Origin of the sequence: Mycobacterium sp. 852002-30065_SCH5024008, assembly GCF_001665645.1 — a bacterium.
Lineage (GTDB): Bacteria > Actinomycetota > Actinomycetes > Mycobacteriales > Mycobacteriaceae > Mycobacterium > Mycobacterium paraffinicum.
Map to the genome: position 1 here is coordinate 22,605 of NZ_LZSZ01000034.1, position 25,178 is coordinate 47,782.

General features: G+C 66.4%; 25 protein-coding genes. 8 read left to right on the forward strand and 17 right to left on the reverse strand.

Annotated features, from left to right (window positions below):
• Positions 1 to 109: 109 nt before the first annotated feature.
• Complete coding sequence (locus A5781_RS04125) at positions 110 to 1,666, forward strand: LCP family protein (RefSeq protein WP_156624369.1); 1,557 nt, start codon at positions 110 to 112, stop codon at positions 1,664 to 1,666.
• Between the two features lie 17 nt (positions 1,667 to 1,683).
• Here the strand turns inward: A5781_RS04125 and A5781_RS04130 are convergent, their stop codons facing one another.
• Complete coding sequence (locus A5781_RS04130) at positions 1,684 to 2,475, reverse strand: SDR family NAD(P)-dependent oxidoreductase (RefSeq protein WP_067201611.1); 792 nt, start codon at positions 2,473 to 2,475, stop codon at positions 1,684 to 1,686.
• A 76-nt stretch (positions 2,476 to 2,551) separates the two neighbouring features.
• On the opposite strand from A5781_RS04130, the gene A5781_RS04135 reads away from it, so the two are divergent.
• Positions 2,552 to 3,445 carry an NAD(P)-dependent oxidoreductase gene (locus A5781_RS04135; protein WP_067201616.1) on the forward strand — a complete coding sequence of 298 codons (894 nt, stop codon included), beginning with the start codon at positions 2,552 to 2,554 and terminating at the stop codon, positions 3,443 to 3,445.
• On the opposite strand, the gene A5781_RS04140 is transcribed toward A5781_RS04135, so the two are convergent.
• The 4 genes from A5781_RS04140 to A5781_RS04155 form a co-directional block, all read right to left on the reverse strand.
• A complete protein-coding gene (locus A5781_RS04140; RefSeq protein ID WP_067201619.1) occupies positions 3,428 to 4,258 on the reverse strand; it encodes an SDR family oxidoreductase in 831 nt (276 codons plus the stop codon). The genes A5781_RS04135 and A5781_RS04140 overlap by 18 nt on opposite strands.
• A 92-nt stretch (positions 4,259 to 4,350) precedes the next feature.
• Positions 4,351 to 5,274, reverse strand: a complete 924-nt coding sequence (locus tag A5781_RS04145; protein ID WP_067201623.1) for an enoyl-CoA hydratase — start codon at positions 5,272 to 5,274, stop codon at positions 4,351 to 4,353.
• A 64-nt stretch (positions 5,275 to 5,338) separates the two neighbouring features.
• Positions 5,339 to 6,136 carry an iron export ABC transporter permease subunit FetB gene (fetB, locus tag A5781_RS04150; RefSeq protein ID WP_067201626.1) on the reverse strand — a complete coding sequence of 266 codons (798 nt, stop codon included), beginning with the start codon at positions 6,134 to 6,136 and terminating at the stop codon, positions 5,339 to 5,341.
• Complete coding sequence (locus A5781_RS04155) at positions 6,136 to 6,813, reverse strand: phosphate ABC transporter ATP-binding protein (RefSeq protein ID WP_197503694.1); 678 nt, start codon at positions 6,811 to 6,813, stop codon at positions 6,136 to 6,138. The genes fetB and A5781_RS04155 overlap by 1 nt, the downstream gene beginning before the upstream one ends.
• A gap of 16 nt (positions 6,814 to 6,829) precedes the next feature.
• On the opposite strand from A5781_RS04155, the gene A5781_RS25455 reads away from it, so the two are divergent.
• The 3 genes from A5781_RS25455 (at position 6,830) to A5781_RS04165 (ending at position 9,139) form a co-directional block, all read left to right on the forward strand.
• Positions 6,830 to 6,994, forward strand: a complete 165-nt coding sequence (locus A5781_RS25455) for a hypothetical protein (RefSeq protein ID WP_156622451.1) — start codon at positions 6,830 to 6,832, stop codon at positions 6,992 to 6,994.
• Complete coding sequence (locus A5781_RS04160; protein ID WP_067201629.1) at positions 6,995 to 8,476, forward strand: trehalose-6-phosphate synthase; 1,482 nt, start codon at positions 6,995 to 6,997, stop codon at positions 8,474 to 8,476. It abuts the gene before it with no gap.
• An 84-nt stretch (positions 8,477 to 8,560) separates the two neighbouring features.
• Complete coding sequence (locus A5781_RS04165) at positions 8,561 to 9,139, forward strand: hypothetical protein (RefSeq protein ID WP_067201633.1); 579 nt, start codon at positions 8,561 to 8,563, stop codon at positions 9,137 to 9,139.
• 9 nt (positions 9,140 to 9,148) lie between these two features.
• Here A5781_RS04165 and A5781_RS04170 read toward each other — a convergent pair whose 3' ends face one another.
• From A5781_RS04170 to A5781_RS04225, 12 genes are all read right to left on the reverse strand, one after another.
• On the reverse strand, positions 9,149 to 9,640 hold the full coding sequence (locus A5781_RS04170; protein WP_067201636.1) for a mammalian cell entry protein: 492 nt from the start codon (positions 9,638 to 9,640) through the stop codon (positions 9,149 to 9,151).
• Positions 9,640 to 10,329 carry a mammalian cell entry protein gene (locus A5781_RS04175; RefSeq protein WP_067201638.1) on the reverse strand — a complete coding sequence of 230 codons (690 nt, stop codon included), beginning with the start codon at positions 10,327 to 10,329 and terminating at the stop codon, positions 9,640 to 9,642. The genes A5781_RS04170 and A5781_RS04175 overlap by 1 nt, the downstream gene beginning before the upstream one ends.
• The gene (locus A5781_RS04180; RefSeq protein ID WP_067201641.1) at positions 10,329 to 12,053 is read right to left on the reverse strand and encodes a virulence factor Mce family protein; all 1,725 of its coding nucleotides are present in this window, start codon (positions 12,051 to 12,053) and stop codon (positions 10,329 to 10,331) included. The genes A5781_RS04175 and A5781_RS04180 overlap by 1 nt, the downstream gene beginning before the upstream one ends.
• A gap of 13 nt (positions 12,054 to 12,066) precedes the next feature.
• A complete protein-coding gene (locus A5781_RS04185) occupies positions 12,067 to 13,221 on the reverse strand; it encodes a virulence factor Mce family protein (RefSeq protein ID WP_156622450.1) in 1,155 nt (384 codons plus the stop codon).
• Positions 13,222 to 14,661, reverse strand: a complete 1,440-nt coding sequence (locus A5781_RS04190; protein WP_067201644.1) for a virulence factor Mce family protein — start codon at positions 14,659 to 14,661, stop codon at positions 13,222 to 13,224.
• Positions 14,658 to 15,722 carry a virulence factor Mce family protein gene (locus tag A5781_RS04195; RefSeq protein ID WP_067201647.1) on the reverse strand — a complete coding sequence of 355 codons (1,065 nt, stop codon included), beginning with the start codon at positions 15,720 to 15,722 and terminating at the stop codon, positions 14,658 to 14,660. The genes A5781_RS04190 and A5781_RS04195 overlap by 4 nt, the downstream gene beginning before the upstream one ends.
• A complete protein-coding gene (locus A5781_RS04200; protein WP_067201651.1) occupies positions 15,712 to 16,764 on the reverse strand; it encodes a virulence factor Mce family protein in 1,053 nt (350 codons plus the stop codon). Before A5781_RS04200 ends, A5781_RS04195 begins: the two co-directional genes overlap by 11 nt.
• Positions 16,764 to 17,966 carry a virulence factor Mce family protein gene (locus tag A5781_RS04205; RefSeq protein WP_067201653.1) on the reverse strand — a complete coding sequence of 401 codons (1,203 nt, stop codon included), beginning with the start codon at positions 17,964 to 17,966 and terminating at the stop codon, positions 16,764 to 16,766. Before A5781_RS04205 ends, A5781_RS04200 begins: the two co-directional genes overlap by 1 nt.
• Before the next feature lie 19 nt (positions 17,967 to 17,985).
• Complete coding sequence (locus tag A5781_RS04210) at positions 17,986 to 18,828, reverse strand: ABC transporter permease (RefSeq protein WP_066955180.1); 843 nt, start codon at positions 18,826 to 18,828, stop codon at positions 17,986 to 17,988.
• Positions 18,829 to 18,835: 7 nt separating this feature from the next.
• Positions 18,836 to 19,600 (reverse strand): ABC transporter permease, encoded by a 765-nt coding sequence (locus A5781_RS04215; RefSeq protein WP_067201657.1) that lies wholly within the window; start codon positions 19,598 to 19,600, stop codon positions 18,836 to 18,838.
• A 236-nt stretch (positions 19,601 to 19,836) separates the two neighbouring features.
• Complete coding sequence (locus tag A5781_RS04220; RefSeq protein ID WP_067201661.1) at positions 19,837 to 20,751, reverse strand: 3-oxoacyl-ACP reductase; 915 nt, start codon at positions 20,749 to 20,751, stop codon at positions 19,837 to 19,839.
• A 33-nt stretch (positions 20,752 to 20,784) separates the two neighbouring features.
• Complete coding sequence (locus A5781_RS04225; protein WP_067201665.1) at positions 20,785 to 20,976, reverse strand: ferredoxin; 192 nt, start codon at positions 20,974 to 20,976, stop codon at positions 20,785 to 20,787.
• A gap of 201 nt (positions 20,977 to 21,177) precedes the next feature.
• Here A5781_RS04225 and A5781_RS04230 point away from each other — a divergent pair, with 201 nt between their 5' ends.
• From A5781_RS04230 to fadD17, 3 genes are read left to right on the forward strand one after another with little or no spacing between them, the layout of a single operon-like run.
• Positions 21,178 to 22,356: an acyl-CoA dehydrogenase gene (locus A5781_RS04230; RefSeq protein ID WP_067201669.1), complete on the forward strand. Its 1,179-nt coding sequence runs from the start codon at positions 21,178 to 21,180 to the stop codon at positions 22,354 to 22,356.
• 27 nt (positions 22,357 to 22,383) lie between these two features.
• Positions 22,384 to 23,481 carry an acyl-CoA dehydrogenase family protein gene (locus tag A5781_RS04235; RefSeq protein ID WP_067201672.1) on the forward strand — a complete coding sequence of 366 codons (1,098 nt, stop codon included), beginning with the start codon at positions 22,384 to 22,386 and terminating at the stop codon, positions 23,479 to 23,481.
• A gap of 4 nt (positions 23,482 to 23,485) precedes the next feature.
• Positions 23,486 to 25,033 carry a long-chain-fatty-acid--CoA ligase FadD17 gene (gene fadD17 / locus A5781_RS04240; RefSeq protein WP_067201675.1) on the forward strand — a complete coding sequence of 516 codons (1,548 nt, stop codon included), beginning with the start codon at positions 23,486 to 23,488 and terminating at the stop codon, positions 25,031 to 25,033.
• Positions 25,034 to 25,178: the final 145 nt, after the last annotated feature.

Below are 25,178 nucleotides of genomic sequence, written 5' to 3' on the forward strand. Positions count from 1 at the left end.
GGGGCTTCACAGCAAGCTAACGCATACTTGACACCATGCTTGAAGCGACATCGCCGCAGACCGCCGTTGCGGTGCCTGGTGATGCGCTGGGTGTGGGCAGAGGTTTGTGATGGCCCGCTCGGGCGGTGCTCATCGCCGCCATCGAGCCGTCCGCCAACCCTCACGTTTCCGTAGAGGGCTGACGCGCACCTTGGGCGCGCTGATCTCGGTGGCGGCGGTGGGGCTGACCGGGGCGGGATACTACGTGGCTCATGGCGCGCTGGGCGGCATCACCGTCTCGAACGCCCTGCAGCCCGACGATCCGCGGTCCAGCGGCGACGACATGAACATCCTGCTGATCGGGCTGGACTCGCGCAAAGACCAGGACGGCAACGACCTGCCCTGGTCGATCCTGAAGCATCTGCACGCCGGCGATTCCGACGACGGCGGCTACAACACCAACACGCTGATCCTGGTGCACGTCAGCGCCGACAACAAAGTTGTCGCCTTCTCAATCCCGCGCGACGACTGGGTGCCCTTCACCGGGGTCCCCGGATACAACCACATCAAGATCAAGGAGGCGTACGGCCTCACCAAGCAGTACGTCGCGAACAAGCTTGCCAACCAGGGCACCAGCAGCCAGAAAGAACTCGAGACCAAGGGTCGCGAAGCCGGCCGGGCGGCGACCCTGCGCGCGGTGCGCAGCCTGACCGGCGTTCCGATCGACTATTTCGCCGAGGTCAATCTGGCCGGGTTCTTCGACCTGGCACAGACCCTGGGCGGGGTGGAGGTCTGCCTCAACCATCCCGTCTACGACTCGTATTCCGGCGCCGACTTCCCGGCAGGGCGACAGACGCTGGACGCCTCCCAGGCGTTGTCCTTCGTCCGGCAGCGCCACGGGCTGGAAAACGGTGACCTGGACCGGACCCACCGGCAGCAGGCGTTCATTTCGTCGGTCATGCAGGAGTTGCAGGCCGCGGGAACCTTCACCAACCTGGACAAGCTCAAAGGCCTCATGGCGGTGGCGCGCAAGGATGTGGTGTTGTCTTCCGGTTGGGACGAGGAGATGATCCAGCGGCTGGGTTCGCTGGCATCCGGCGGCCACGTCGAGTTCCGGACGCTGCCGGTGGTGCGCTACGACAACATCGACGGCCAGGACGTCAACATCATCGACCCGGCCGCGATCAAGGCGGAGGTGGCCACGGCGATCGGCGCCTCGCCCCCGACCACGACGCCCGCCACCACGGCCGCCAAACCGAGTCCGTCGACCATCGTCGACGTCATCAATGCCGGCAGCATGAGCGGACTCGCGACCGAGGTGTCCCACGCCCTGCAGAACCACGGCTACACCACGGGGCAGACCCGGGACCGCAATTCGGGTGAGCCCTCGGCGAGCACCGTCGCGTATGGCGCCGGGGCGGAAACCGACGCGCGTAACGTGGCCAAACTGCTCGGCCTCGACGCGCCCAGCCAGCCCGATCCCAGCGTCCAGCCAGGACACATCAGGGTGACCGTTGATACCAATTTCTCGGTGTCGATGGTTGACGACGGCACTTCGGACGAAACCGCGAGCACCACAACGTCGACCAAGGCCAAGACGTATTCCTACAACGGCACCACCACGACCTATCCGACGCCGGATCAGGGGAAACCGATCGGCGGCGGCGGCGTGCCCTGCGTTAACTAGCGGCGATCGCAAGCGCGCTAAGCGTGCGTCCCGCCGTCGATGCGGATCTCGGTCCCGGTGATGAACGCACCGTCATCGGAGACCAGCATGGCGATCACCCCGGCGACCGCCGACGGGTCCGCCATCCCGGTGCCGCTGGACTCCACCGTGGTCGGCAGGATCGGCATCAACCTCGAAAACAACGACCAGTCAGCGTCTTTCGGGATATATCCCCCGGTCGCGTCGGTGATTCCGGACTTGATGCTGCCGGGTGCCACGCAGACCGCGCGCAGGCCGTCACGCGCGTATTCGAGCGCCAGTGAATGGGTGAAGGCCTGGATTCCGCCTTTGCTTGCCGCGTATGCCGCCATATACGGGTGGGCGAACGACGCCGAGGTTGAACTGAAGTTGACGATCGCGCTGCGCGGATTCGCCAATAGCATCGGAAGCGCTTCGCGCACAACGAGGAACGTCCCGGTCAGGTTGACGCCGACGATCTGGTTCCACAGTTCCAGGCTGGTCTGGTGGGTGTGCGCAGCGCGCAGGATGCCGGCGGCATTGACCAATGAGTCCAGGCCGCCGAGCTTTTCGACGGCCCGGCGCACACCGTCGATCACCGAGTCCTCGTTGCCCACGTCCATCGGCACGGTGGTGAGGCGGCCGGCGGTCGCGGCCTCGTCCGCGCGGCCCCGGGTGGCGTCCAGGCCGGCCTCGGCGACGTCGGAGGCGACCACGGTGGCGCCTTCGTCGAGGAGCCGCAGCGCGGTCGCCTGCCCGATCCCCGACGCGGCGCCCGTCACCAGAATTCGCTTGCCCTCGAGTCGATTCATTGCTGCTCCCGTGCTCGTCGCGTCACTAGGCGCTCATCATCGCAAAGGACGGCCCCCGACAAGGCAGAGTGGATGCATGGACATCGGATTTATCGGCTTGGGCAACATGGGCCGGGGCATGGCCGCCAACCTGATCGGGGCGGGCCACCAGGTCACCGTCTACAACCGCTCCCCCGGCAAGGCGGAGGGCCTGGTCGAGCGGGGCGCCACCGCCGCCTCAACGGTCGCCGAGGCGTGCACCGGCGACGTTGTGTTCACCATGCTGGCCGACGACCACGCCGTCGAGGCCGTTGCGTTCGGCGAACACGGGATTCTGGCGGCACTGGCCGCGGGCGCCACGCACGTCTCGTCGAGCACCATCAGCGTTGCCCTCTCGGAGCGCCTGGCCACCGCGCATGCCGAAGCGGGTCAGCGGTACGCCGCGGCGCCGGTATTCGGTCGGCCCGAAGCGGCAGCCGCCGCAAAGCTTTTCGTCGTCGCGGCGGGCGAGCCGCAGGTGTTGCAACCGCTGTCACCGCTGTTCGACGCGATCGGCCAGCGGACCTTTGTGGTGTCCGAGCAGCCGCACAGCGCCAACCTGGTGAAGCTGAGCGGCAACTTCCTGATCGCTTCGGTGATCGAGAGCGTCAGTGAGGCCGTCGCGCTCGTCGCCAAGGCGGGGGTCGACAGGCAGCAGTACGTCGACATCCTCACTTCGACGTTGTTCGCGGCCCCCGTCTATCAAACGTACGGCGGGCTCATCGCCCGGCGGGAATTCGAGCCGGCCGGCTTCGCCGCCCAGCTGGGCCTCAAAGATGTTCGCCTGGCGCTCGCCGCCGCGGAGCAGTTGCAGGTGCCACTGCCGCTGGCAAGCCTGCTGCGTGACCGCTTCCTCACCTTGGTGGCCACGGGCGGCGGGCACCTGGACTGGTCGGCGCTCGCCACGCTCGCCGATCGAGACGCCGGCCTGGGATCAGACGACTCCGCGTAGCCCGTCGGCACCGAACGCGGGTTCCAGCATCGCGGAGTAGTCCGGGCCGCGTCGCAGCATGAGCCCACCGTCGACGTTGATGATCTGCCCGGTGATGTAGCAAGCGGCGTCGCTGAGCAAGAACATCGCCAGGTTGGCGACGTCCTCGACCTCGCCGGGCCTTGGCAGCGGCGTGCACTCGCGGTAGTCGTCGCTCACCTCCGGCAACGCGAAGACCGGGGCGACCAGATCCGTGCGGATCAGGCCCGGCCGGATGCTGTTGACGCGCACCCAGGATGGGCCGAGCTCGTCGGCGGCCAGCTGCATCATGTGGTCGACGGCCGACTTGCTGACGCCATAGGCGCCGAACCATCGGTGGGTGTTGCTGGCCGCGATCGATGAGATGCCCACGAACGAGCCGCCGCCACCGCGGACCAGTTCCCGCGCGGCGTGCTTGAGCACGTACATGGTGCCGTTGACGTTGAGATCGACGGTGCGCCGCCAGCCGTCCGAGTCGATCTGGGTGATCGGCCCGATGGTCTCAGAGCCACCCGCGCAATGCACCACCCCGTGGAGTTGACCGTGCCAGGCCGTCGCGGCGTCCACCGCGCGGGCGGCCTCCTCTTCGTTGGTGACGTCGGTCGGCTCGTAGCGAATGGAGCCGTCACCTGGAAGTGCTTCGATCTCGCTGACGGCCCCCGCCAGCCGGTCGGGGTTGCGGCCGACGATCATGACCGAGGCGCCCGCCGCGACCAGCCCGGCGGCCACGCCCTTGCCGATCCCGCTGCCACCACCGGTGACCAGATATGTCCGGTTCTCAAAAGAAAGCTGCACGCGACGCCCTCTCAAACTGAAACAGGTTCCAGATATCGAACCACGCGGAGAACTCGCCGCGGCAACGGGTGGCCGCGTGCGGCCGGCGAGCGCTACGGCGTATCGCGGCGGGCCACCTGCGTCGGCTTCGCGTTGCGCCAGTCCTCGACGTCGGGCGGCAGTCCGACCGCGTACCTGTTCTCGTTGTGGGCCGCCCAGTGCGCATGCCCCAACTCGTGGATGTGGAACGCGTGCCGCAGGGCCTCGGTGAATCCCATCGCGTCGGAAGCGGCGTTGACCGAGTCCTTGACGAGCAGCGCCGCCATCGTGGGCCGGTCGGCGATGCGCCGGGCGAATTCCAGTGTCTTCTCGGCCAGCTCGTCGACGGGGAACACCTTGGACACCATGCCAAGCCGATAGGCCTCGTCGGCGTCGAGCGAATCTCCGGTCAGTAGCAGCTCTTTGGCCTTGCGGGGACCGAATTCCCAAGGGTGGGCGTAATATTCGACGCCCGGCATCCCCAGGCGCACCGCGACGACATCGCTGAACTTGGCATTGTCGGCGGCCACGATGAGATCGCATGCCCAGATCAGCATCAGGCCAGCGGAGATCGCGTTACCCTGCACCTGGGCAATGGTGATTTTGCGTAAATCCCGCCAGCGGCAGGTGTTTTGGAAGAAGTAGTGCCACTCCTGCAGGTAGATCTTCTCCGCGATCGGATCGCGGGTCCCGCCGTTGATGCGGAAGCTCGGAAGCTGGCTGCGCTCGGCGATCGCCAGCTCTGAGCCCAGGTCGTGGCCCGCGGAGAAGTTTCGGCCGCGCGCCGCCAAGATCACCACGCGCACGGTGTCGTCGGCCTCGGCGCGCAGAAACGCCTCGTCGAGTTGCACCAGCAGGCCGCGGCTTTGCGCGTTGTGGGCGTCCGGCCGGTTGAGCCATATCCGCGCGATGCGGCCCTCGTCGAGGGTTTCGTAGCTCACCAACTCTTCGGCGTTGGCGTCGCCCGTCTGAGCACCGGTTTGCTCGGAGAGTGTCATGCGGCCCACCTCACTTGTTGTCAGGTCCGACGTCTTTACACATTACGGCCAGTGTGTAAGTGGGTCACCGGTGGGTGGGTGAGCCGTCCGGCCGCACGCCGAGCGGCAGCAGGCGGTGGTCACGGGTGAACGCCAGGCGGACCAGTCCGAGTGCGACGACGACGGTGGTGGCCGCCACCGAGCCCAGGATCAAGAACATTACGACAGCCTGGACCAGCACGGCCTGCACCGGATGCACGCCGGCGAGGATGAGTCCCGTCATGGCACCCGGGAGGAACACCAGCCCGGTGGCTTTGGTGGTTTCGATCTGCGGCGATATCGCCGACCGCAACGCGGTCCGCAGGTACGGGGAGGCGGCCTGGCGGGAGGGTTGCCCGAGGGCGAGCCTGGCTTCGACCTCGTCGCGCTTGTCGCGGAGCTCGTCGACCAACCGCCGCGCCACCAACACCGTGGCCGTCATCGAGTTGCCGATCATCATCCCGGCGACCGGCACCAAAGTCCGCGCCTGCAGGGGGAACACCCGCAGCCCGAAAATCACCCCGAGGGTGATGACGGCCGCGGCGGCGAACGCCGCGATCGTCAGCGGCGCGAGTCGCGGCACCTCAGGCGCCCGACGCCGGGCGAGATCCCCGGCGTAGGCCACCATGCCCGCCACCCACGCCCATGACCACCACAGGGAACGGCCGGGCTCGAACAGCAACGTCAGCGCGCCACCGACGAGCAGCAACTGCGCCAAGGCGCGCGCCGCCGCCCAGGCGAGCTGCCCCTGCAGTCCCAACCGCTGCCACAGCGAAATCACCGCCGCGAACGCCACCAGAATCAGCGACGCCGCCAGGCCCATCCAGCCAACCTGGCCGTTCATCACGCCACCGACCCGACCGGGCCGAGCCCCAGGCTTCGACCCCGCTCGATGTGCAGGACCCGGTCCGCGGCGCGTTCCACCTGCGCCGAATCGTGGGTGACCCACAGAGCGGGAATCCCGTCGGCCGCCAGGTCTCGCACGGCACGCTCGATCACCCTGGCGGCTTCGGCGTCGACGGCGGATGTGGGTTCGTCGAGGAGCAAGACCTGCGGTTGGGCCATCAGCGTGCGGGCCAGGCACATCCGCTGCGCCTCCCCGCCGGACAAGGCCGTGGCGTCGCGGTCCAGCCAGGATCCGGTCAAACCGACCCGGGACAGCGTGTCCCGCATCCGTTCGTCGGATGCTTCTGGGGCGGCTGCCCGCAGGTTGTCGGCGACCGTCCCCGGAAACGGCGACGGACGCTGGAAACACATGCCGACCCGGCGCCGCAACCACAGGGGATCGATGCCGGCGACGTCCTCGCCGCAGAACGACACCGTGCCGCTCGTCGGCACCTCGAGCCGGTTGCACAGCCGAAGCAGGGTGGATTTGCCCGAGCCCGACGGGCCGAACACCGCCGTCACACCCCGACCCGGGATGGCTGCCGTCAGGCCGTCCAGCGCCCGCACGCCTTGCCGCTCTACCACCACGTCGAGGAACTCGAACATCAAGTCCTCACCCACCTGCTCATCCTGCATCACCTACAGTTATGTCATGGCTACGAAATCTGACCCTGGCGAGATCGACGACGTCGAACCGGTTGCCGACAGCACCGCGAGCCAGGCCAGGCGAGTCGTCGCGGCCTATGCGAACGACGCCGACGAGTGCCGCGTCTTCCTGTCCATGCTCGGTATTGGGCCCGCAAAACTCGACGCGTAAATGACACCCGGGGACGGGCACGACTCGAAGACACCGACCTTCGGGAATTCCGACTTTGTGGTGGTCGCCAACCGGCTGCCGGTAGACCAGGAACGGCTTCCCGACGGCACCACGGCGTGGAAGCGCAGCCCCGGCGGCCTGGTGACGGCCCTGGAGCCGCTGCTGCGCCGCCGGCGGGGCGCATGGGTCGGCTGGGCGGGCGTCGCCGAGGAAGAGACCGATTTCGATGACGAGCCCATCGTCCAGGAGGACTTGGAGCTGCGCCCGGTGCGGCTGAGCGCCGACGACATCGCCCAGTACTACGAGGGATTCTCGAACGCCACGCTGTGGCCGCTCTACCACGACGTCATCGTCAAGCCGATCTACCACCGCCAATGGTGGGACCGCTACGTCGAGGTCAACCGGCGCTTCGCCGTGGCCACCTCCCGCGCCGCCGCCCAGGGCGCGACCGTGTGGGTGCAGGACTACCAGCTGCAACTCGTGCCGGCGATGCTGCGGGAACTGCGGCCCGACCTGACCATCGGCTTTTTTCTGCACATCCCCTTCCCGCCGGTGGAACTGTTCATGCAGCTGCCGTGGCGCACCGAGATCATCGAGGGCCTGCTCGGCGCCGACCTGGTTGGCTTCCACCTGACCGGGGGCGCCCAGAACTTCCTGTTCCTGGCACGGCGATTGATCGGCGTGAACACGTCCCGCGGGTCGGTCGGGGTGCGCGCGCGGTACGGCGAGGTCGATCTCGGGTCGCGCGTCGTCCGGGTCGGCGCCTTCCCCATCTCCATCGATTCGGGCTCACTCGACCAGGCCGCCCGCGACCGCGACATCAGGCGGCGCGCCCGGGAGATCCGGACCGAGCTGGGCAACCCCCGCAAGGTGCTGCTCGGCGTCGACCGGCTGGACTACACCAAGGGCATCGATGTGCGGCTGAAGGCCTTCTCGGAACTGCTCGCGGAGGGACGCGCAAAACGCGACGACACCGTTTTGGTGCAGCTCGCGACGCCGAGCCGCGAACGTGTGGAGAGCTACCAGATTCTGCGCAATGACATCGAGCGCGAGGTGGGACACATCAACGGCGAATACGCGGAGGTCGGCCATCCGGTGGTGCACTACTTGCACCGTCCGGTCCCCCGCAACGAATTGATCGCGTTCTTCGTGGCCGCCGACGTCATGCTGGTCACCCCCCTGCGTGACGGCATGAACCTGGTCGCCAAGGAGTACGTCGCCTGCCGCAGCGACCTCGGCGGTGCGCTGGTGCTGTCCGAATTCACCGGCGCTGCCGCCGAACTCCGGCAGGCCTATCTGGTCAACCCGCACGATCTCGAGGGCGTCAAGGACGCGATCGAAGCGGCGCTGAGCCAACCCGTCGAGGAGGGCCGGCGCCGGATGCGGTCGATGCGGCGCCAGGTCCTCGCCCACGACGTCGACCGCTGGGCGCGGTCATTCCTGGACGCGTTGGCGGAACCGCAGGCGCAGGACGCCAAGTAGGCCGCCCGAACCCATGGTGCTGCCGCGCAAACGCTGTGATACTCGGTGGATCGGTGCAGGGGAAGCTCCGGAAGGGAGGGCACTGTGAAGCTCCGTCGCGGGTTGGCCGCTGGCGCAGGCATCTTCTCGGCGGTCGCCATCGGAATCGCGCTGGACTCCGGTGATCCCGCGCACGCGATCGGACCGCCACCGGATGGCAACTACAACTTCAACGAGGCGGGGGTCTCCGGGGTGACCTGGACGATCTCGGCGTTGTGCGACCAGCCGTCCGGAACCCGGAACATGAATGACTACTCCGACCCGATCGTCTTCGCGATGAACTGCGCCCTGAACATCGTGAGTTCGACGGCCGAACGGATCACCCCCGCGGACAAATTGCAGAACTTCAGCGGCAGGGCCCGAATGTCCAGCATGCTGTGGACGTTCAAAGTCGAGAAACCGGACGGCGTCTCGTGTCCGGGCGGCGGCACCGCACCGTCCACCGAGACCTACGCGTTCAGCGACGAGAACATGAGCGGCACCCACACCAGTCTGCACGGCGCCGTCTGCGGGATGCAGCCGGAAATGAAGAAGCAACCGTTCTCGCTGCAGATGACCGGGCCGCCGCCCAGCCCGATCGAACGTTATCCGTTGTACTGCAACGGCATTGCGATGTGCTATTAAGACCTGCGCCTAGATCGGCGTGATGTAGGCGATCAGCCATTGCTTGCCGATCTTTTTGAAGTCGACCCGCAACCGGCTGCCGTCATAGAGCGGCTGGCGTGTTTTGTCGGTCACGGTGCGGTTCATATAGACCATCAGCGATGCCGAATCACGCTTGGCGGACATGACTCCCACGCCCACGACGCTGGCCTGGACGACAACCTCGCGCTTCTTGGCCTCCGGAATGATCTGCGTGTTGGCGCTTTTCCGGAATTCCTGGCGATAGTCGGGGGTCAACAGCGGGTACGCGTCGCTGAGGCTGCGTTCCACCGTCTGATAGTCATAGGCGAAGACCTGGGGAATCTCCTTGGTAGCCAACGCAGGTAGCACCGCCCGCGCCGCTTCCTCGCCACGCGTCTGCACCCGCCCCCAGTAGAACCAGCCGGCCGCCGCGGACAACCCGACGAACACCAGAATCAGGAGGTAGCCCGCGACGACGAGCAGCCGGCGCCGCCACCGCATCAATTACCCCCGTTGGGATACTTCAGGTCGTAGCCCGTCATCCGCCCCTGCTCGTCCTCGTGCACGATCACTCGCAGACGATAGGGCATGGAGGGTTTGTTCACGCCGTCGATGTCGGCGACCGTGACCCGCACCGAAACAAGCACGGACGCGTTGTCGGTGACCGTGTCGATGCCCTCGAGCGCGGCGCCGTTGATGACCGCTTCCGACGTGGCGTTGGTGGAACGGAAGATGCCCTTGAGGTTCTCGATGTTGTTGTTGGCGCCGAGCATGCCGCGCAGCGGTCCGCTGGTGCCGTTGAAGAAGCGGTTCACGCTCTCGTCGATGTTGTCCTGCTTGTAGCTGAACATGTTGACCACCGTCTGCGTGGCGGTGTCGACGAAACGCTGGTCGCGCGCTTGCTGGGCGTTGGCGTGCCGCTGCTGGACGACGAGAACGGCCAGGCAACCGGCCAGCGCGCCGATGGCCAACACCGCGGCCGCGAAGGAAATCCATGCCACCAGGGCACGGTGCGGTCGCCGCCGCGGTGGCGGCTTGAGGGACTTGAGCGCCTTGACGGGCTTGGCCGGCTGCGTCGGCGCGGCTTCGACCTGCACCGTGGCGGCTTCGTTCGCTTCGCCGTTCGCGGGGCCGGCCGCGCGGGAGGCCCGACGACGGGCGCGCGGATTGTTCGTTGGCTCCTCTGCCACTACATCGGCCTCGGATCGAGCATCAGGTCCACCCAATTCTCGGCGCTGGACACGCCGCTAGCACCGGCCGCGAAAATACCAGTGCCACCGGCCGGGTCCCTAAATGCGCCGGTCTTCTCGTCATAGGTGGCGTACGCGGGGCCGCTGGCCTGCGGCTGCGGGCCAGGTGGCGGACCCCACGGCTTCTCCGGTCCCGGGCCCGCGGGTGGGGGATTGATCCCTTCCGGCGGCGCCGGCGGCGGCAGCCACTTGGGATACGGCAGCTGCGGCGGCACGGGCGGAACCCCGGGCGGCTGCCACGACGTGAACGGCGGTGGCGGCCCGTTGTCGTTGGGCGGTGGCGGATCGTATGCCGGCTGCTTGTTCGGCAGCGGGCCCGGCCCCGGCACCACCCCGGGCGGGGGTGGTCCGACGATCGGGGTGCCCGGATCGGGTTCCGCACCAGGCGGGATGTAGGGGAACTTGTTGGGCGGCAACACGTTCAGCCCGTTGGTCACCGGGGTGTCGTACGGCACGGGCGGACCCCGCCACGGGTTGCGGCCAATGGGAACGTAGCCCTTCGGGTCACGGCAGAGCTGAACCGTCGGCGCCCGTTTGCCGGGGAATTCCTGGCACGGATAGTTGCGCGCGCCCCGCACGGTGCTCGGATCGTTCTGGGCCACCTTGCAGTACATGTCCCTCGGCAGCTCGCGCACCGTCTCGTCGGCCGGCGTGCGCATCAACGGCGGGGGCAGGAAGCCGACGGCGCACGGCGGCGGGTCGTTCAGGTCCAGCTTGAAGTCCAGCTTGGCGCCTTCGTCCTGCGGTGCACCGCCGGCCGCCGTGGTGATCGCGGCGAACAGCGCCGGCAGCACGACCAGCAGCTGCTCTATCGACTTGTGGTAGATCACGCCCACCCGACCCAGGTTGGCCAGGCTGGCGGCCAGCGTCGGGAAGGACGGGCGGATGCCGGAGAACGCGGTGCTGGCCTCGTCGGTCGCGCCCGGCGCGGTGGCCAGCGTAGAGCGCAGCTGCGGGTCGGCCTGGCGCACCTCGGAGGTGAATCGCGCCAGCCCGTCGGACAGCGACTTGATGTCGGCGCCGGCGCGAATCTGCGACTGCAGGAACGGGCCCGCCTGGTCGATCAACTGGGAGACTTCCGGATAGTTGGCGTTGGCCTCGTCCACCAGCAGGCGGGCGGACTCGAACAGCCGGGCCAGCTCGGGTCCCGACCCGTTGGCCGCGATGAACGTCTCATGCAACACCTCGCGCAAGCGGGTGTCGCCCAGGCTGTTGGTCAGCGCCTCCGCGCGTTTCAACAGGTCGGCGACGTCCTGACCGATCCGGGTGTTCTGCTGCTCGATCCGAAACCCGTTGCGCAGCTTGGTCCCCGCCGGTGCGCTCGGTGGCACCAGGTCGATGTATTGCTCACCGACGGCCGACACGCTCTTGACGGTGGCGGTGACGTTCGACGGGATGGCGGTGCCGCTGTTCAGCCGCATCCCGGCGGTGACGCCATTGGGATTGAGCCCCACCGATTCCACCCGGCCGACGGCGACGCCGCGGTAGGTGACGTTGGCGTTCTTGTACAAGCCGCCGCCGGCCACGAAATCGGCCGTCCCGGCGTAGGTTCCGAGCCCGAACGTCGAGGGCAGCCGCAGGTAGAAGATCGCCATCACGGTCAATGTGACGGCGGTGATCACCGCGAATATCCACAACTGGATCCTGGTCAGTCTGTCGTGCATCTGCGCCCGCCCCCTATTGTCCCGAAGCCGTGCCGGGCGGAATCTTGAACGGATCGGCCGCCTGTCCGGACAGGTTGGCCATTTCGCCGACCAAAAAGTCAGGCGGATTGAGGATCTCGTTCATATGGGCCATGTTCGGGTCGAAATACGCCGTGGTGAAGAAGGTTTCACCGAGCCGGCGCAGCGTGAGATCGAAGGTGGTGAACACGTTGAGGTAGTCACCGCGCACCGCATTCTTGATACCGAAGTTGGGGAAGGGGAACGTCAGCAAGAGCTGCAACGACGTGACGAAATTCTTCCGGTTGTCGGCGAGCGCCTTGGAGGCGGCGTACAGATCCTTGAGGTCGGCGGCGAAGTCCACCTTGGTTTTTGCCAGTACATGCGAGGTCACCGTAGCCAGCTTCTTGAGCGCGGAGAACGCCTCGACGATATGGTCGCGGTTCTTGTTGAGCACCCGGATTGCGTCGGGCAGTGTGTCCAGCGCCCGGCCCAGGTTGTCCTTGTCGCGGGCCAGGCTCGCCGAAAATCGGTTCAAGCCGTCGACCGCATCGATGATGTCGTTGACCTGCCGGTTGAGTCCGGCGGTCAGTTCCGCCAGCCGGGGTACCAGGTCGACGAACTGGTCCTGCCGGCCGGCGACGGCCTGATAGGTCTCGTCGGTGATCTCTTCGAGGGCACCGACGTTGCCCTTGTTCACCACGACGCCGAGGGCCGACAGCACCTCCTCGGTGGTGGGATAGCGGCCGGTGTTGGACTCGGAGATTTTGGACCCGTCGGTCAGTTTGCCCACGGCCGGCTTGCCCTTGGGGCGGGCCAGGTCGATGTGCATCGAACCCAGCAGCGACGTCTGGGCGACGGTCGCTGTCGCGTTGGCGGGCAGCGCGACATGCTTTTCCAACGACAATTTCACTGCCGCGTAGAACGATCCGTCGGACCGCTGCATGGCTTGGATGCCGGAGACGCTGCCGACGGTGACGTCGTCAACCATGACCGGAGAGTTCTGCGGAAGGGTCGCCACGTCGGGCAGGTCGACGGTGATCGAGTAGGCGCCGCCGCCATGGCCCGCCGTGCCGGGCATCGCCAGCGAGTTCAGACCGTTGAATTGGCAGCCGGCCAGCAGCGCGCTGCCCACCGCTAAAGCGCCACCGCGCAACCACATTCGGTTCACTTAGCCGCCCCCTTGGTCGGCCGGCGGCGCCGGCGCCTGGCCCGGCGCGGGGCCCGGGAGCGGCCCGAAAGCGCTCCCCGGGTTGGGGCCGGGGGCCGGACCGGCATTACCCAAGGCCGGCGCCGGGCCGGGGGCGGGGCCGGTCTGCGGGGCCGGCGGGACCAGCAATGCCTGCAGGTCCGCCGGGTTTTGGGCGGCGGGCGGCGTTTTGGCACCGTTGGCCGGGATCCAGGTGAGATCGGGAACCGGGGTCGCCGACTTGGCCTGGGTTTCCGGGGTGTCGTAGATGATCTGACCCTTGTAGGCCGTGATCGTGTTGAGCGGGTGGAACATGATCGGCGGATAGTTCACCGTGAGCCGGCGCAGCACCGGTCCCAGCCGCTCACGGCACAGCTCGGCGCGCCGGAAGTAGTCGGGCGCGCGTGGCCCGGCCGCCGTTTCGAAGGACCCACCGCAGATGAACTGCACGGGGTTGGCGAATTCCGGAATCGACAACAGGCCGTTGAGCGTGCCCTGCGCCGGGTCGTAAATGTTGTAGAAGTTTGCGATGCCGGGTCCCGCCACGTGCAGCACCTGCTCGATGTTCTCGCTCTGGTCGCTCAGCGTCTTGGCGAAGTCGTTGAGGTTGTTGACCGTATCGATGATGGTCGAGTTGTTCTCGTGCAGGAATCCCCGGATGTCGGAGAGCGCCTTGTTGAGCGTGCCCAGGGTGTTGTCGAGGTGACGCGAGCTGTCGGCGAGCACCTGGGAGACCGAGGCGACGTTCCCGGCGAACTGCACGATCTGTTCGTTGCTGGCCGACAGCGCGTTGACCAGAACTTGAAGGTTCTTGACCGTGCCGAAGATGTCACTGCGTGAATCCCCCAGCCGCCCGGCGGCTTGGGAGAGTTCGCGCAACGCGTTGTGGAACGACTCACCGTTGCCGTTGAACGTGTCCGCGGCCTGATTGATCGCCCGCCCCAAAGGCCCCTGCATCGACCCCGTGGTGGGACCGAGCTGCACGGCCAGTTGCGTCAGCGACTCTTTGACCTCGTCCCACTCCACCGGAACCCCGGTACGTTCCAGGGCGATGCTCCCACCGGCGGGCAGCACCGCGCCACCGGTGTACGCCGGCGTCAGCTGAATGAACCGCGCTGCCACCAGGTTCGGCGACATGATGATGGCCTTGGCGTCTTTCGGGATCTTCACGTCCTTGGACACCGACATGGTGATCTTGACGTCGGAGGGGCGCGGCTCGATGGTGTCGATCTGACCCACCGGAACGCCGAGGACGCGCACCTGGTCGCCGGGGTAGAGCCCGACTGCGGACGCGAAGTAACCGACGATGCTGCGCGTATTGCCGGTCGACGACAGCACATATACGCCACCCACCAACACCGCGATGAGCGCGATGGCGGTGGTGTAGCGCAGCCCCCGGCTGCCGGCGATCCGCCGCATCATGGCGACTTCGGCCTAATGATCCAGCGCTCCTGGATCAGCCCTCGGAGGTAGTCGGCCAAGCTAGCCGGCATCTTGCCGGGCTGGTAGAAGAAGTCGAACATCGTCGCGAGCAGCGGCGCGGGGATCACACCGTAGACGTTGACGTTGAATCCCGGTCCGGACCCCACGACCTCGCCCAGCTCGGTCGCGTAGGTCGGCAGCCGCTTGAGGGCCTCGGTGATGTAGTCGCGGCGCTCGTTGAGATTGCTCAGCACGTCGTTGAGCTTGCTCAGCGCCGGCCCGAACTCCTTGCGGTTGTCGGCGACGAACCCGGAGATCTGCGCCGAGAGGCCCTGGATCCCCGAGATCAGCCGCCCCAGGGCGGCTCGCCGCTCGTCGAGCGCAGCGAACAACTCGTTACCGTCGTCGACGAGTTTGTTGACCTGGTCGGCGCGCTGGGACAGCACGCCGGTGACCGACTTCGCATGCGCCAGAAGGCTTTGCAAAGCCTCGTCGCGCCGGTTCAGCGTTCGCGACAGCGTCGTCACACCGTCGAGCGCACCGCGCAGCTCGGGGGTGGCGTCGTGCAGCGTGTCGGTCAACACATTCAATGCCTGCTCGAACTGAGGCTTGTTCAGGTTGTTGGCGTTTTGACCCAGGTCCTCCAGTGCGCCGGCGAGGGTGTACGGCGTGGTCGTGCGGCTGAGCGGGATCGTGGTCGACCTGCCGCTGCCGGCCGGGCTCACCGCGATGGACCGCTCACCGAGAATGGTGTCGGTGCGGATCGCGGCAAGTGACTGATCCCCCACGGCGACATGGCGATCCACGCTGAAGCTGATCTTGGCGCTGTCTCCAGCCAGGCCGACCGACGTCACCTTGCCGACCTTGAAGCCCGAGACGTACACCGCGTTACCGGGATTGATGCCGCCGGCGTCAGAGAAATAGGCGTCGTAGATCTTTCCCTGCGGCCAGAACGGCAATGCCGCGTAGCCGAATGCGATGAGCACAACGCACACCACCAGCACCACCCCGAAGATGCCGGTGCGCAGCGGATCGCGCTCACGCTTTGCGTTACTTGGCAAAAGAGCACCTCCCCTTGCTTGGATCCACCTGGCCACCGAGGGGCAGCAGGATGTCGCTGCCCGCCGGTCCATTGATCTTGATCGTCACCGAGCAGAAATAAATGTTGAAGAACGAGCCGTAGGCGCCCAGCGCAGCCAGCCGCAGATAATCCTCGCCGAGCTGCTCGACGTCGTTGTTGACCTCGGCCTTGCGGTCGTCCAGTTCGGTCGCCAGCGGCCGGGTGTTCTCCAGAATGCCCTGCAGCGGCCGGCGCGAATTCTGCAGCAGCTCGGTCAGATCCGTCGTCGTCGAGGCCAGCGGCGGGATGGCGCCCGCGATGTCGTCCTTGTTCTTGGCCAGCCCGCTGATCAATTGCTGCAACTGGTCGACGCTGGTCGAGAACTGGGTGCTGCGCTGATCGACGGTCTTGAGCACGGTGTTGAGGTTGTTGATCACGTCACCGATGAGTTGGTCGCGTTGGCCCAACGCCGACGAGAACGCGCTGGTGTCGGCCAGCACGTTGGACAACGCACCGCCCTGGCCCTGCAACAACTCGATAACAGCGCTGCTGATCGTGTTGACCTTGTCCGCGTCCAGGCCTTTGAGCACCGGACGAAGCCCACCCAGCAGCGCATCGAGGTCCAGTGCGGGCTGGGTGTGCTGGGCGTTGATCGTCCCGCCCGGCGGCAGCTTCCGCAGCTCCCCCGGTCCCGAGGTGATCTCCAAATACCGGTCACCGACCAGGTTTTCGTAGCGGATCACCGCGCGTGTCGAGGAGTAGAGCGTGTAGCGCTTGTCGAGTCCGAACGACACGTCGATGGTGTTGTCCGGGTTGAGCTTCACGCCGGACACCGCACCGACCGGCACACCGGCGATGCGCACCTTCTGGCCCGCCTTCAACCGTGACACGTTGGTAAACGTTGCGTGGTAAGTGCTTTCGGGACCGAACCGGAAGTCGCCGAAGACCACCACCAGTCCCGCGGATACGAGCAGCATGGCCACCGCGAAGATGCTGACCTTGATCATCATCGAGCGGTGTGTCGGCATCTCCCCCGCGGCCATCAGAAGTCGTCCCGTTCCGCGAAGGCGCCGTGGAACAAGAACTGCAGCGTCGAGGGCGCGTCGAACTGCAGTTCGGTGAACGGCTCGTACGGAATGTTCGCGTTGTCGGTGACCAGGAACGGCGACCGGAAGAACGACCCGCCGGTCTGTTTCGTCGGAATGTCCGGCAGCCCGCGGCAGTTCGGTCCACCGGAGGCGTTGACGATCGGCAGGGATTCGGGGAACGTGTACGACGGCGCGCCGAGCACGAAGCTCGACGACGTGAACAGGCCCGCCTTGCGGACACCGAGCAGCGGAGCGAATTCCTTGATACCGCGCTCGATGCCGGCGAACAGGCAGCCGAATTCGGGTGAGTAATCGGCGGCCACCTTCAGGGGAGCCCGCAGCCGGTTGATGGCGTCGATAAAGTCCTGTTCGGCCGGAGCCAACGTCTCATAGGCGTTGTTGGCCAGGCCGATCGTGGCCAGCAAGGTGTCGTTGAGGTTGTTCTGCTGGTCGACAACGGTTTTGTTGATCGTCGGCAGGTTGTCGAAGATGGTGTTCAGGTCCGGAGCGGCGTCGGCGTAGATGTTGGTGACGACCGCGGCCTTACGGAAATCCTCCTGCAGCGCAGGCAGCTTCGGGTTTGCCTGGCGCGTCAATGTGTTCAGGCCCGACAAGATGCCGCCGAAGTCGTCGCCGTGCCCACGCAGACCTTCGGACAACGCGCTCAGCGTCCCGTTGAGCTCGACGGGGTCGATCTTGTGCAGCAGGTCCATCAGCGACTGGAACAGGGTGTTGACTTCCAGCTGCACCGCAGAGGCCGCAACGTGCGCGTTCGGACGTAGCGAGGTCGGCGAAGGGTTCTGCGGCGGAAGGAATTCGACCGACTTGGCGCCGAATATGGTGTTGCCCGCGATATGCACCGGCGAATTGGAGGGAATGAAGTGCATGTCGTCGCTGTTGATGCCCAGCGTCAGCCGAGCCTGGTCATCGGCGTAGTCGATGGCCTCGACCTTGCCGATCTGGATGCCCCGGTATTTGACCTTGGCGCCCTTCTCCAATACCAGCCCGGCACGCGGAGCCGAGACCGTGACCTTATCGATCGAGGCGAAAGCCGCTGTGTAGGAAAGGTAAGTCACGAGGGCGAACGCCAATATCAGGCTGGCCAGCACCGCTGCTGCCAACCGGACGGAGCTACGTCGCATTCCTGTGTTTGCCATGTTCCTTTAAGCGGTCCTCTTACCCGGAGAGGTTGAAGTTACCGGACGCGCCGTAAACAGCGAGTGAGATGAACAGTGTGATGACGACGACGACGATCAGCGAGGTGCGCACGGCCTGGCCGACCGCGATGCCGACGCCGACCGGGCCGCCGCTGGCGTTGTAGCCGTAATAGGTATGGACGAGCATCACCGCGATGGACATCACGATCGCCTGGAGGAACGACCACAGCAGGTCCGACGGGATGAGGAACGTATTGAAGTAGTGGTCGTAGAGACCCTTGGACTGTCCGTTGATGTACACCGTGGTGAAGCGGGCGGCGAAGAACGCCGCCAGTACCGACAGCGAATACAGCGGGATGATCGCGATGAGTCCGGCGATCAGCCGGGTGGACACCAAGTAGGACACCGAGTGCACCGCCATGCATTCGACCGCGTCAATCTCCTCGGACACCCGCATGGCGCCCAATTGCGCGGTGGCACCGGCGCCAATGGTGGCCGCCAGCGCGATGCCGGCGATCACCGGCGCGACGACGCGGACGTTGAGAAAAGCCGACAGGAAGCCGGTCAGCGCCTCGATGCCGATGTTGCCCAACGACGAATACCCCTGCACGGCGATGACCCCGCCGGAGGCCAGGGTCAGGAAGGCCGCGACGCCCACCGTGCCGCCGATCATGACGAGCGCCCCTGCGCCCATTGTCATCTCGGCGATCAGCCGGACCGTCTCTTTGCGGTAGCGGGTGAGAGCATTCGGGACGTATCGAACGGTTTGGCCGTAGAACAACGCCTGCTCACCGAAGTCGTCGATCGGCTCCTGCAGCCGGAAGGCGAGGTTGCGCAGCCGGTAGGTGACGTCGTAGCTCATCGAGTACTCACTTCGCCGAGATTCGCACGCCGATGGCAGTCATCACCACGTTGATGACGAACAGACAGATGAACGCGTAGACCACGGTTTCGTTGACCGCGTTGCCGACACCCTTGGGGCCGCCCTTGACGGTCAGGCCGCGATAGCAGCCGACCAGGCCCGCCATCACACCGAACAGCAGCGCCTTGACCTCGGCGAGAACCAGCTCGCGCAGGCCGGTCAGCACGGTCAGTCCGTTGATGAAGGCGCCCGGGTTGACGCCCTGCAGGAAGACTGAGAACACATAACCACCGGACAACCCGATGGCGCACACCAAGCCGTTGAGCAGGAGCGCAACGACAGTGGAGGCCAGCACGCGGGGTACCACGAGTCGATGGATCGGGTCGATGCCGAGAACCCGCATCGCGTCGATCTCCTCGCGGATGGTGCGCGCACCGAGGTCGGCGCAGATCGCGGTGGCGCCGGCACCCGCGACGACGAGCACGGTCACCACCGGACCCAGCTGGGTGATGGTGCCGAAGGCCGTTCCGGCGCCGGACAAGTCGGCGGCGCCGATTTCACGCAGCAGGATATTGAGCGTGAATGCCACCAGTACAGTGAATGGGATCGATACCAGCAGCGTCGGGACAAGCGAGACGCGCGCGATCATCCACGTCTGTTCCAAGAACTCGCCCAATTGGAACGGCCGGCGGAATGACTGCCGGCCGGTGTCGATCATCATTTCGAAGAACCCGCCGACGGCACGGGCGGGAACCGCAAGCTGCTGCATCAACTTGCCTACCCCCCTCAGCTGCTCGCGGCGAAGTCTATGCGTCGCCTTAGCGGTGTCTCTCGTCGCATGCGGCTCGGTGTGAGCCGGATCATATTAACTCAGAACAAGTTAACGGTGTCAATGAACAGCATTTCCTTGTCCGAAACGTTAACTTGCCAGGTCAGATGCGCTTACGTCATTCCAAACTGACACACGTTCTTACTGCTGATTCCCCCCCACGAAGTAACGTCACACAGCTATTGCTCCATCAGCCCGACCGCGGAAAAGTTCCGCTCCGGATCCCGCCCAGCAAAGTACTCTTGCAGCGTCGCGCTCAATTGCGCAGGCTCCCAAGCCTCACCCGCGGCGCTGAATTGATGCTCAGCGGTCGGCGCCGCAACCAGTGTCACCCGAGGCCCGTAGACGATGAACACCTGACCGTTGACTTCCGCGGCCGCCGGCGATGACAAGAACTTGACCAGGCTGACCACATGCTCAGGTGATAGCGGGTCGATCCCGCCCGCCTCGACTTCCGGTGCGGCACCGAAGACGTCGGCCGTCATGGCGGTGCGGGCGCGCGGACAAATCGCGTTGGCGCACACCCCGTAGCGACCCAGCGCCCGCGCGGCCGTCAGGGTGAGCGAGATGATGCCGGCCTTGGCGGCGCCGTAGTTGGCCTGACCCACCGGGCCGACCAGCCCCGCCTCCGACGCCGTGTTGACCAGCCGACCGAAGACGGTTCCCCCGGCGTCCTTTGCCTTGGAGCGCCAGTAAGTGGCCGCGTTGCGGGTGAGCAGGAAGTGGCCGCGCAGGTGTACCGCGATCACCAGGTCCCATTCCTCGTCGGACATGTTGAACAGCATCCGGTCGCGGGTGATCCCCGCGTTATTGACCACAATGTCCAGTCCACCCAGACCATCGGCCTGGACGACCAGTTCGTCGGCGGTTGCCCGCTCGCTGATGTCGCCGGCCACAGCGACCGCCTTGGAGCCGGCGGTGTTGATCTCGTCGATGACGTCGGAGGCATCGAGGGCGGCGGCGATGTCGTTGACGACGACGGTGGCGCCCGCTCGGGCCAGGCCAAGAGCTTCGGCCCGGCCCAGTCCCGCGGCCGCACCGGTCACCACCGCAACCTTTCCGGAGAGATCGGTCGCGTTCGTGCTGCTAGTCAATTTATGAATACCTCTAGTTTCTGGGGGCGCACTTCAGTCTTCGCGCAACAGCGCGGCTCGCGGACACTCGGCGATCGCCTGCTCGGCCAACTGCTCCTGGTCGGCGGGAATCGGGTCGAGCTTCACGACGGCGTAGTCGTCGTCGTCCAGGTCGAAGATATCCGGCGCGATTCCCAAGCACACAGCGTTACCTTCACACCGGTCACGGTCGACGATCACCCGCACAGCAACCTCCTTGCACCTGGCCTTCACCCGAGGACGCGCCCCATCAGTATGTAGGACCACCATAGGGCCCCGATACCGCTGGGGAAACGGCCGCTGGAATCTCAGACTAGAACGTGTTACAACCGGGAAGACGAACGGGTAGTCGTCGGCCGAGTAACGTCGGCTAGTCGAGGCGTGTCACGTTAACAAAGGACGGCTGGAATGCGCATCAGTTACACCCCCGAACAGGAGGAGCTGCGTCGCGAGCTGCGGTCGTACTTCACCACGCTTATGACCCCCGAGCGTCGGGAGGCGCTGCACTCGACGCAGGGCGAGGTGGGAACCGGCACCGCCTACCGCGACACCGTCGCGCAGATGGGCAAGGACGGGTGGCTGACCCTGAACTGGCCCAAGGAGTATGGCGGCCAGGACCGCTCCCCGATGGACTCGCTCATCTTCACCGATGAGGCCGCGATCGCCGGGGTGCCGGTGCCTTTCCTGACGATCAACAGTGTGGCGCCGACCATCATGGCTTTCGGAACCGAGGAACACAAGAAGTTCTTCCTACCCAAGATCGCGGCCGGGGAGTTGCACTTCTCCATCGGCTACTCCGAGCCGGGCGCCGGCACGGACCTGGCGAACCTGCGTACCACCGCCGTCCGCGACGGCGATGACTACGTCATCAACGGCCAGAAGATGTGGACCAGCCTGATCGCCTACGCCGACTGGGTCTGGCTGGCTGTCCGCACCAACCCGGAAGCCAAGAAGCACCGCGGCATTTCGATGCTGGTCGTGCCGACGACCGCGGAGGGGTTCTCCTGGACGCCCGTGCACACCATGGCCGGTGTGGACACCAGCGCCACCTATTACTCCGACGTGCGAGTCCCGGTGACCAACCTGGTCGGCGAGGAGAACGGCGGCTGGAAGCTGGTGACCAACCAGCTCAACCACGAACGCGTCGCTCTGGTGTCGCCGCAACCGATCTTCCTGGCCCTCCGCGAGGTTCGCGAGTGGGCGCAGAACACCAAGGACGCCGGCGGGGCCCGGCTGATCGACTCGGAGTGGGTGCAGATCAACCTGGCCCGGGTGCATGCCAAGGCCGAGGTGCTCAAGCTGATCAACTGGGAACTGGCGTCGTCGAACAGCGAGTCGTTGTCGCCGGCCGACGCATCGGCGGCCAAGGTGTACGGCACCGAACTGGCCACCGAGGCCTACCGGCTGCTGATGGAGGTGCTGGGGACCGCGGCGACGGTGCGCCAGGATTCGCCGGGTGCGCTGCTGCGCGGCCGGGTCGAGCGGATGCACCGCGCGTGCTTGATCCTGACCTTCGGCGGCGGCACCAACGAGGTGCAGCGCGACATCATCGGCATGGTCGCGCTGGGCCTGCCCCGAAACCGCTGAGCCCCCTCTTCCTAAGGACGAACATCGATGGATTTTTCGACAACCGAAGCGGCGAACGATCTCGGCGGCTTGGTCGACACGATCGTGAACTCGGTATGCACACCGGAGCACCAGCGTGAGCTCGACAAGCTAGACCAACGGTTCGACCGTGAGCTGTGGGGCAAGCTCGTCGACGCCGGAATCCTCACCAGCGCTTCGGCCACCTCGGTAGGCGGCGATGGATTCGGGGTGCTCGAGCAGGTCGCCATCCTGGTGGCGTTGGGTCACCAGTTGGCGGCCGTGCCTTACCTGGAGTCGGTGATGCTCGGCGCCGGTGCATTGGCCCGCTTCGGAACCGAGGAGCTGCAACAGGATTGGGGCGCCCCGGCGGTCAGCGGCGAGAAGATCCTCGCCGTCGCGCTGCTGGGCGAGATGGGTGAGGGTCCGGTGCAGGCCACCCGCGCCGGCGACGGCTATCGCCTCACCGGTACCCGCACACAGGTCGGCTTCGGGCCGGCGGCCGACGCCCTCCTCGTCCCGGCCGAGACCGACTCCGGCACGGCCGTTTTCGTGGTTGCCACCGGCGATCCCGGCGTTTCGGTGACCGCGTTGGAGACCACCGGCCTGGGCAGCGTCGGGCACCTGGCGCTGGACGGGACCGAGGTGGACGGTGCCAGAATGGTCGGCGGCGCCGAGGTCGTCGTCTGGCTCGACACACTTGCGGCCCTGGGGCGCAGCGCCTTCCAACTCGGAGTGCTGGAACGCGGACTGCAGCTCACCGCCGAATACGCCCGTGAGCGGGAGCAATTCGATCGTCCGATCGGTAGTTTCCAGGCGGTGTCACAACGGCTGGCCGACGGCTACATCGACGTCAAAGGCTTGCGGCTCACGCTCACTCAGGCGGCGTGGAAGGTCTCCGAGGACGTTCCCGCCGACATCGACGTGGCCAGCGCCGCGTTCTGGGCCGCCGACGCCGGGCACCGCGTGGCGCACACCATCGTGCACGTGCACGGCGGCGTCGGCGTCGATACCGACCACCCGGTACACCGCTACTTCTTGGCCGCCAAGGAGGCCGAGTTCGCGTTGGGCGGGGCCACCGGCCAGCTGCGCCGGATCGGCCGCGAGCTGGCGGAAACCCCTGCCTAATTTCGTGCTTCCTCCCGACCCCACGGTCACCAGGCTGCTGGTACCGCTGGCCGAGATCGAGGACCGCGGCGTCTATTTCGAAGACTCGTACGTCTGCTGGCGCGATCACCTGCGCCACGGCGCCGCGATCGCGGCGGCCCTGCGTGACCGCCTCGACCCTTCGCGGCCGCCGCACGTCGGCCTGCTGCTGGAGAACACCCCGTTCTTCTCGGCGATGCTGACGGCGGCCGGCATGTCCGGGATCGTGCCGGTGGGCCTCAACCCGGTGCGCCGCGGCGACGCGCTGGCGCGCGACATCGCCCATGCCGACTGTCAGGTGGTGCTGGCCGACTCGAATTCGGCTGAGTCGCTTGCCGGCATCGACTACGTCAACGTCGACTCCGCCGAGTGGGCCGACGAAGTGGCCACACATCGCGATGCCGAGCCGCACTTCCAATCGGCGACGGCCGCGGACCTTTTCATGCTGATCTTCACCTCGGGTACCAGCGGCGAGCCGAAGGCGGTCAAGTGCAGCCACGGCAAGGTCGCGATCGCTGGCGTGACGATGACACAGCGATTCGGCCTCGGCCACGACGACGTCTGCTACGTGTCGATGCCGCTGTTCCATTCCAACGCGGTGCTGGTCGGCTGGGCGGTGGCGGTGGCCTGCCAGGGCTCACTGGCGTTGCGGCGCAAGTTCTCCGCGTCCAACTTCCTGGTCGATGTCCGCCGCTTCGGCGCCACCTACGCCAACTACGTCGGCAAGCCCCTGTCGTACGTGCTGGCAACGCCCGAGCAGCCCGACGACGCGGACAATCCCCTGCGGGCGGTGTACGGCAACGAGGGCGTGCCCCGCGATGTCGAACGCTTCGCGCGTCGATTCGGCTGCGTGGTCCAGGACGGGTTCGGTTCCACCGAAGGCGGGGTGGCGATCGCGCGCACCCCGGACACCCCGGATGGTGCCTTGGGCCCGCTGCCCGAGGGCGTCGACATCGTCGACCCCGACACCGGTGCACCCTGCCCGGCGGGCGTGGTCGGCGAGCTGGTGAACACCGCCGGAGCGGGCCGGTTCGAGGGTTACTACAACGACGAGGCCGCCGAGGCCGAGCGGATGGCGGGCGGGGTCTACCACACCGGCGACCTCGCCTACCGCGACGACGCCGGCTACGCGTACTTTGCGGGACGGCTGGGCGATTGGATGCGCGTCGACGGTGAAAACCTCGGCGCCGCCCCGATCGAACGGGTGCTGCTACGCCACCCGGACGTGACGGAGGTGGCCGTCTACGCTGTGCCGGATCCGGTGGTCGGTGACCAGGTGATGGCCGCTTTGGTGCTGGCATCCGGGGCCGAGTTCGATGCCGAGAAGTTTCGCGCCTTCCTGGCCGAGCAGCCCGACCTGGGGCCCAAGCAGTGGCCGTCCTACGTCCGGGTCAGCGCCGAACTTCCGCGCACGGTGACCTTCAAGGTGCTCAAGCGCCAGTTGGCTGCGCAGGGTGTCGACTGCGACGATCTGGTGGTGCGAATCCAGCCGCAAAGGGGGAGGGGAACGTCCGCGGGTGATGGAACTCCGTAAGGTGATCGCCGGATCGGCTCTTCTTGCGTCCCTCGGCGCGGTCGCGCTCGGGTTGGGCGCCGGTCTCGCCGTGGCGGATCCTGTGCCACCGCTGTCTCTTATACACATCTGACGCTGCCGACGATCGCATAAGTGTAGATCTCGG

Coding starts and splice junctions, on each gene's coding strand:
- A5781_RS04125 (WP_156624369.1), top strand. CDS start 110: ATGGCCCGCTCGGGCGGTGCTCATCGCCGCCATCGAGCCGTCCGCCAA.
- A5781_RS25455 (WP_156622451.1), top strand. CDS start 6,830: ATGGCTACGAAATCTGACCCTGGCGAGATCGACGACGTCGAACCGGTT.
- A5781_RS04170 (WP_067201636.1), bottom strand. CDS start 9,640: ATGCGGTGGCGGCGCCGGCTGCTCGTCGTCGCGGGCTACCTCCTGATT.
- A5781_RS04135 (WP_067201616.1), top strand. CDS start 2,552: ATGGACATCGGATTTATCGGCTTGGGCAACATGGGCCGGGGCATGGCC.
- fetB (WP_067201626.1), bottom strand. CDS start 6,136: ATGAACGGCCAGGTTGGCTGGATGGGCCTGGCGGCGTCGCTGATTCTG.
- A5781_RS04230 (WP_067201669.1), top strand. CDS start 21,178: ATGCGCATCAGTTACACCCCCGAACAGGAGGAGCTGCGTCGCGAGCTG.
- A5781_RS04190 (WP_067201644.1), bottom strand. CDS start 14,661: ATGATGCGGCGGATCGCCGGCAGCCGGGGGCTGCGCTACACCACCGCC.
- A5781_RS04200 (WP_067201651.1), bottom strand. CDS start 16,764: ATGGCCGCGGGGGAGATGCCGACACACCGCTCGATGATGATCAAGGTC.
- A5781_RS04180 (WP_067201641.1), bottom strand. CDS start 12,053: ATGCACGACAGACTGACCAGGATCCAGTTGTGGATATTCGCGGTGATC.
- A5781_RS04160 (WP_067201629.1), top strand. CDS start 6,995: ATGACACCCGGGGACGGGCACGACTCGAAGACACCGACCTTCGGGAAT.
- A5781_RS04130 (WP_067201611.1), bottom strand. CDS start 2,475: ATGAATCGACTCGAGGGCAAGCGAATTCTGGTGACGGGCGCCGCGTCG.
- A5781_RS04210 (WP_066955180.1), bottom strand. CDS start 18,828: ATGAGCTACGACGTCACCTACCGGCTGCGCAACCTCGCCTTCCGGCTG.
- A5781_RS04155 (WP_197503694.1), bottom strand. CDS start 6,813: ATGCAGGATGAGCAGGTGGGTGAGGACTTGATGTTCGAGTTCCTCGAC.
- A5781_RS04205 (WP_067201653.1), bottom strand. CDS start 17,966: ATGGCAAACACAGGAATGCGACGTAGCTCCGTCCGGTTGGCAGCAGCG.
- A5781_RS04235 (WP_067201672.1), top strand. CDS start 22,384: ATGGATTTTTCGACAACCGAAGCGGCGAACGATCTCGGCGGCTTGGTC.
- A5781_RS04145 (WP_067201623.1), bottom strand. CDS start 5,274: ATGACACTCTCCGAGCAAACCGGTGCTCAGACGGGCGACGCCAACGCC.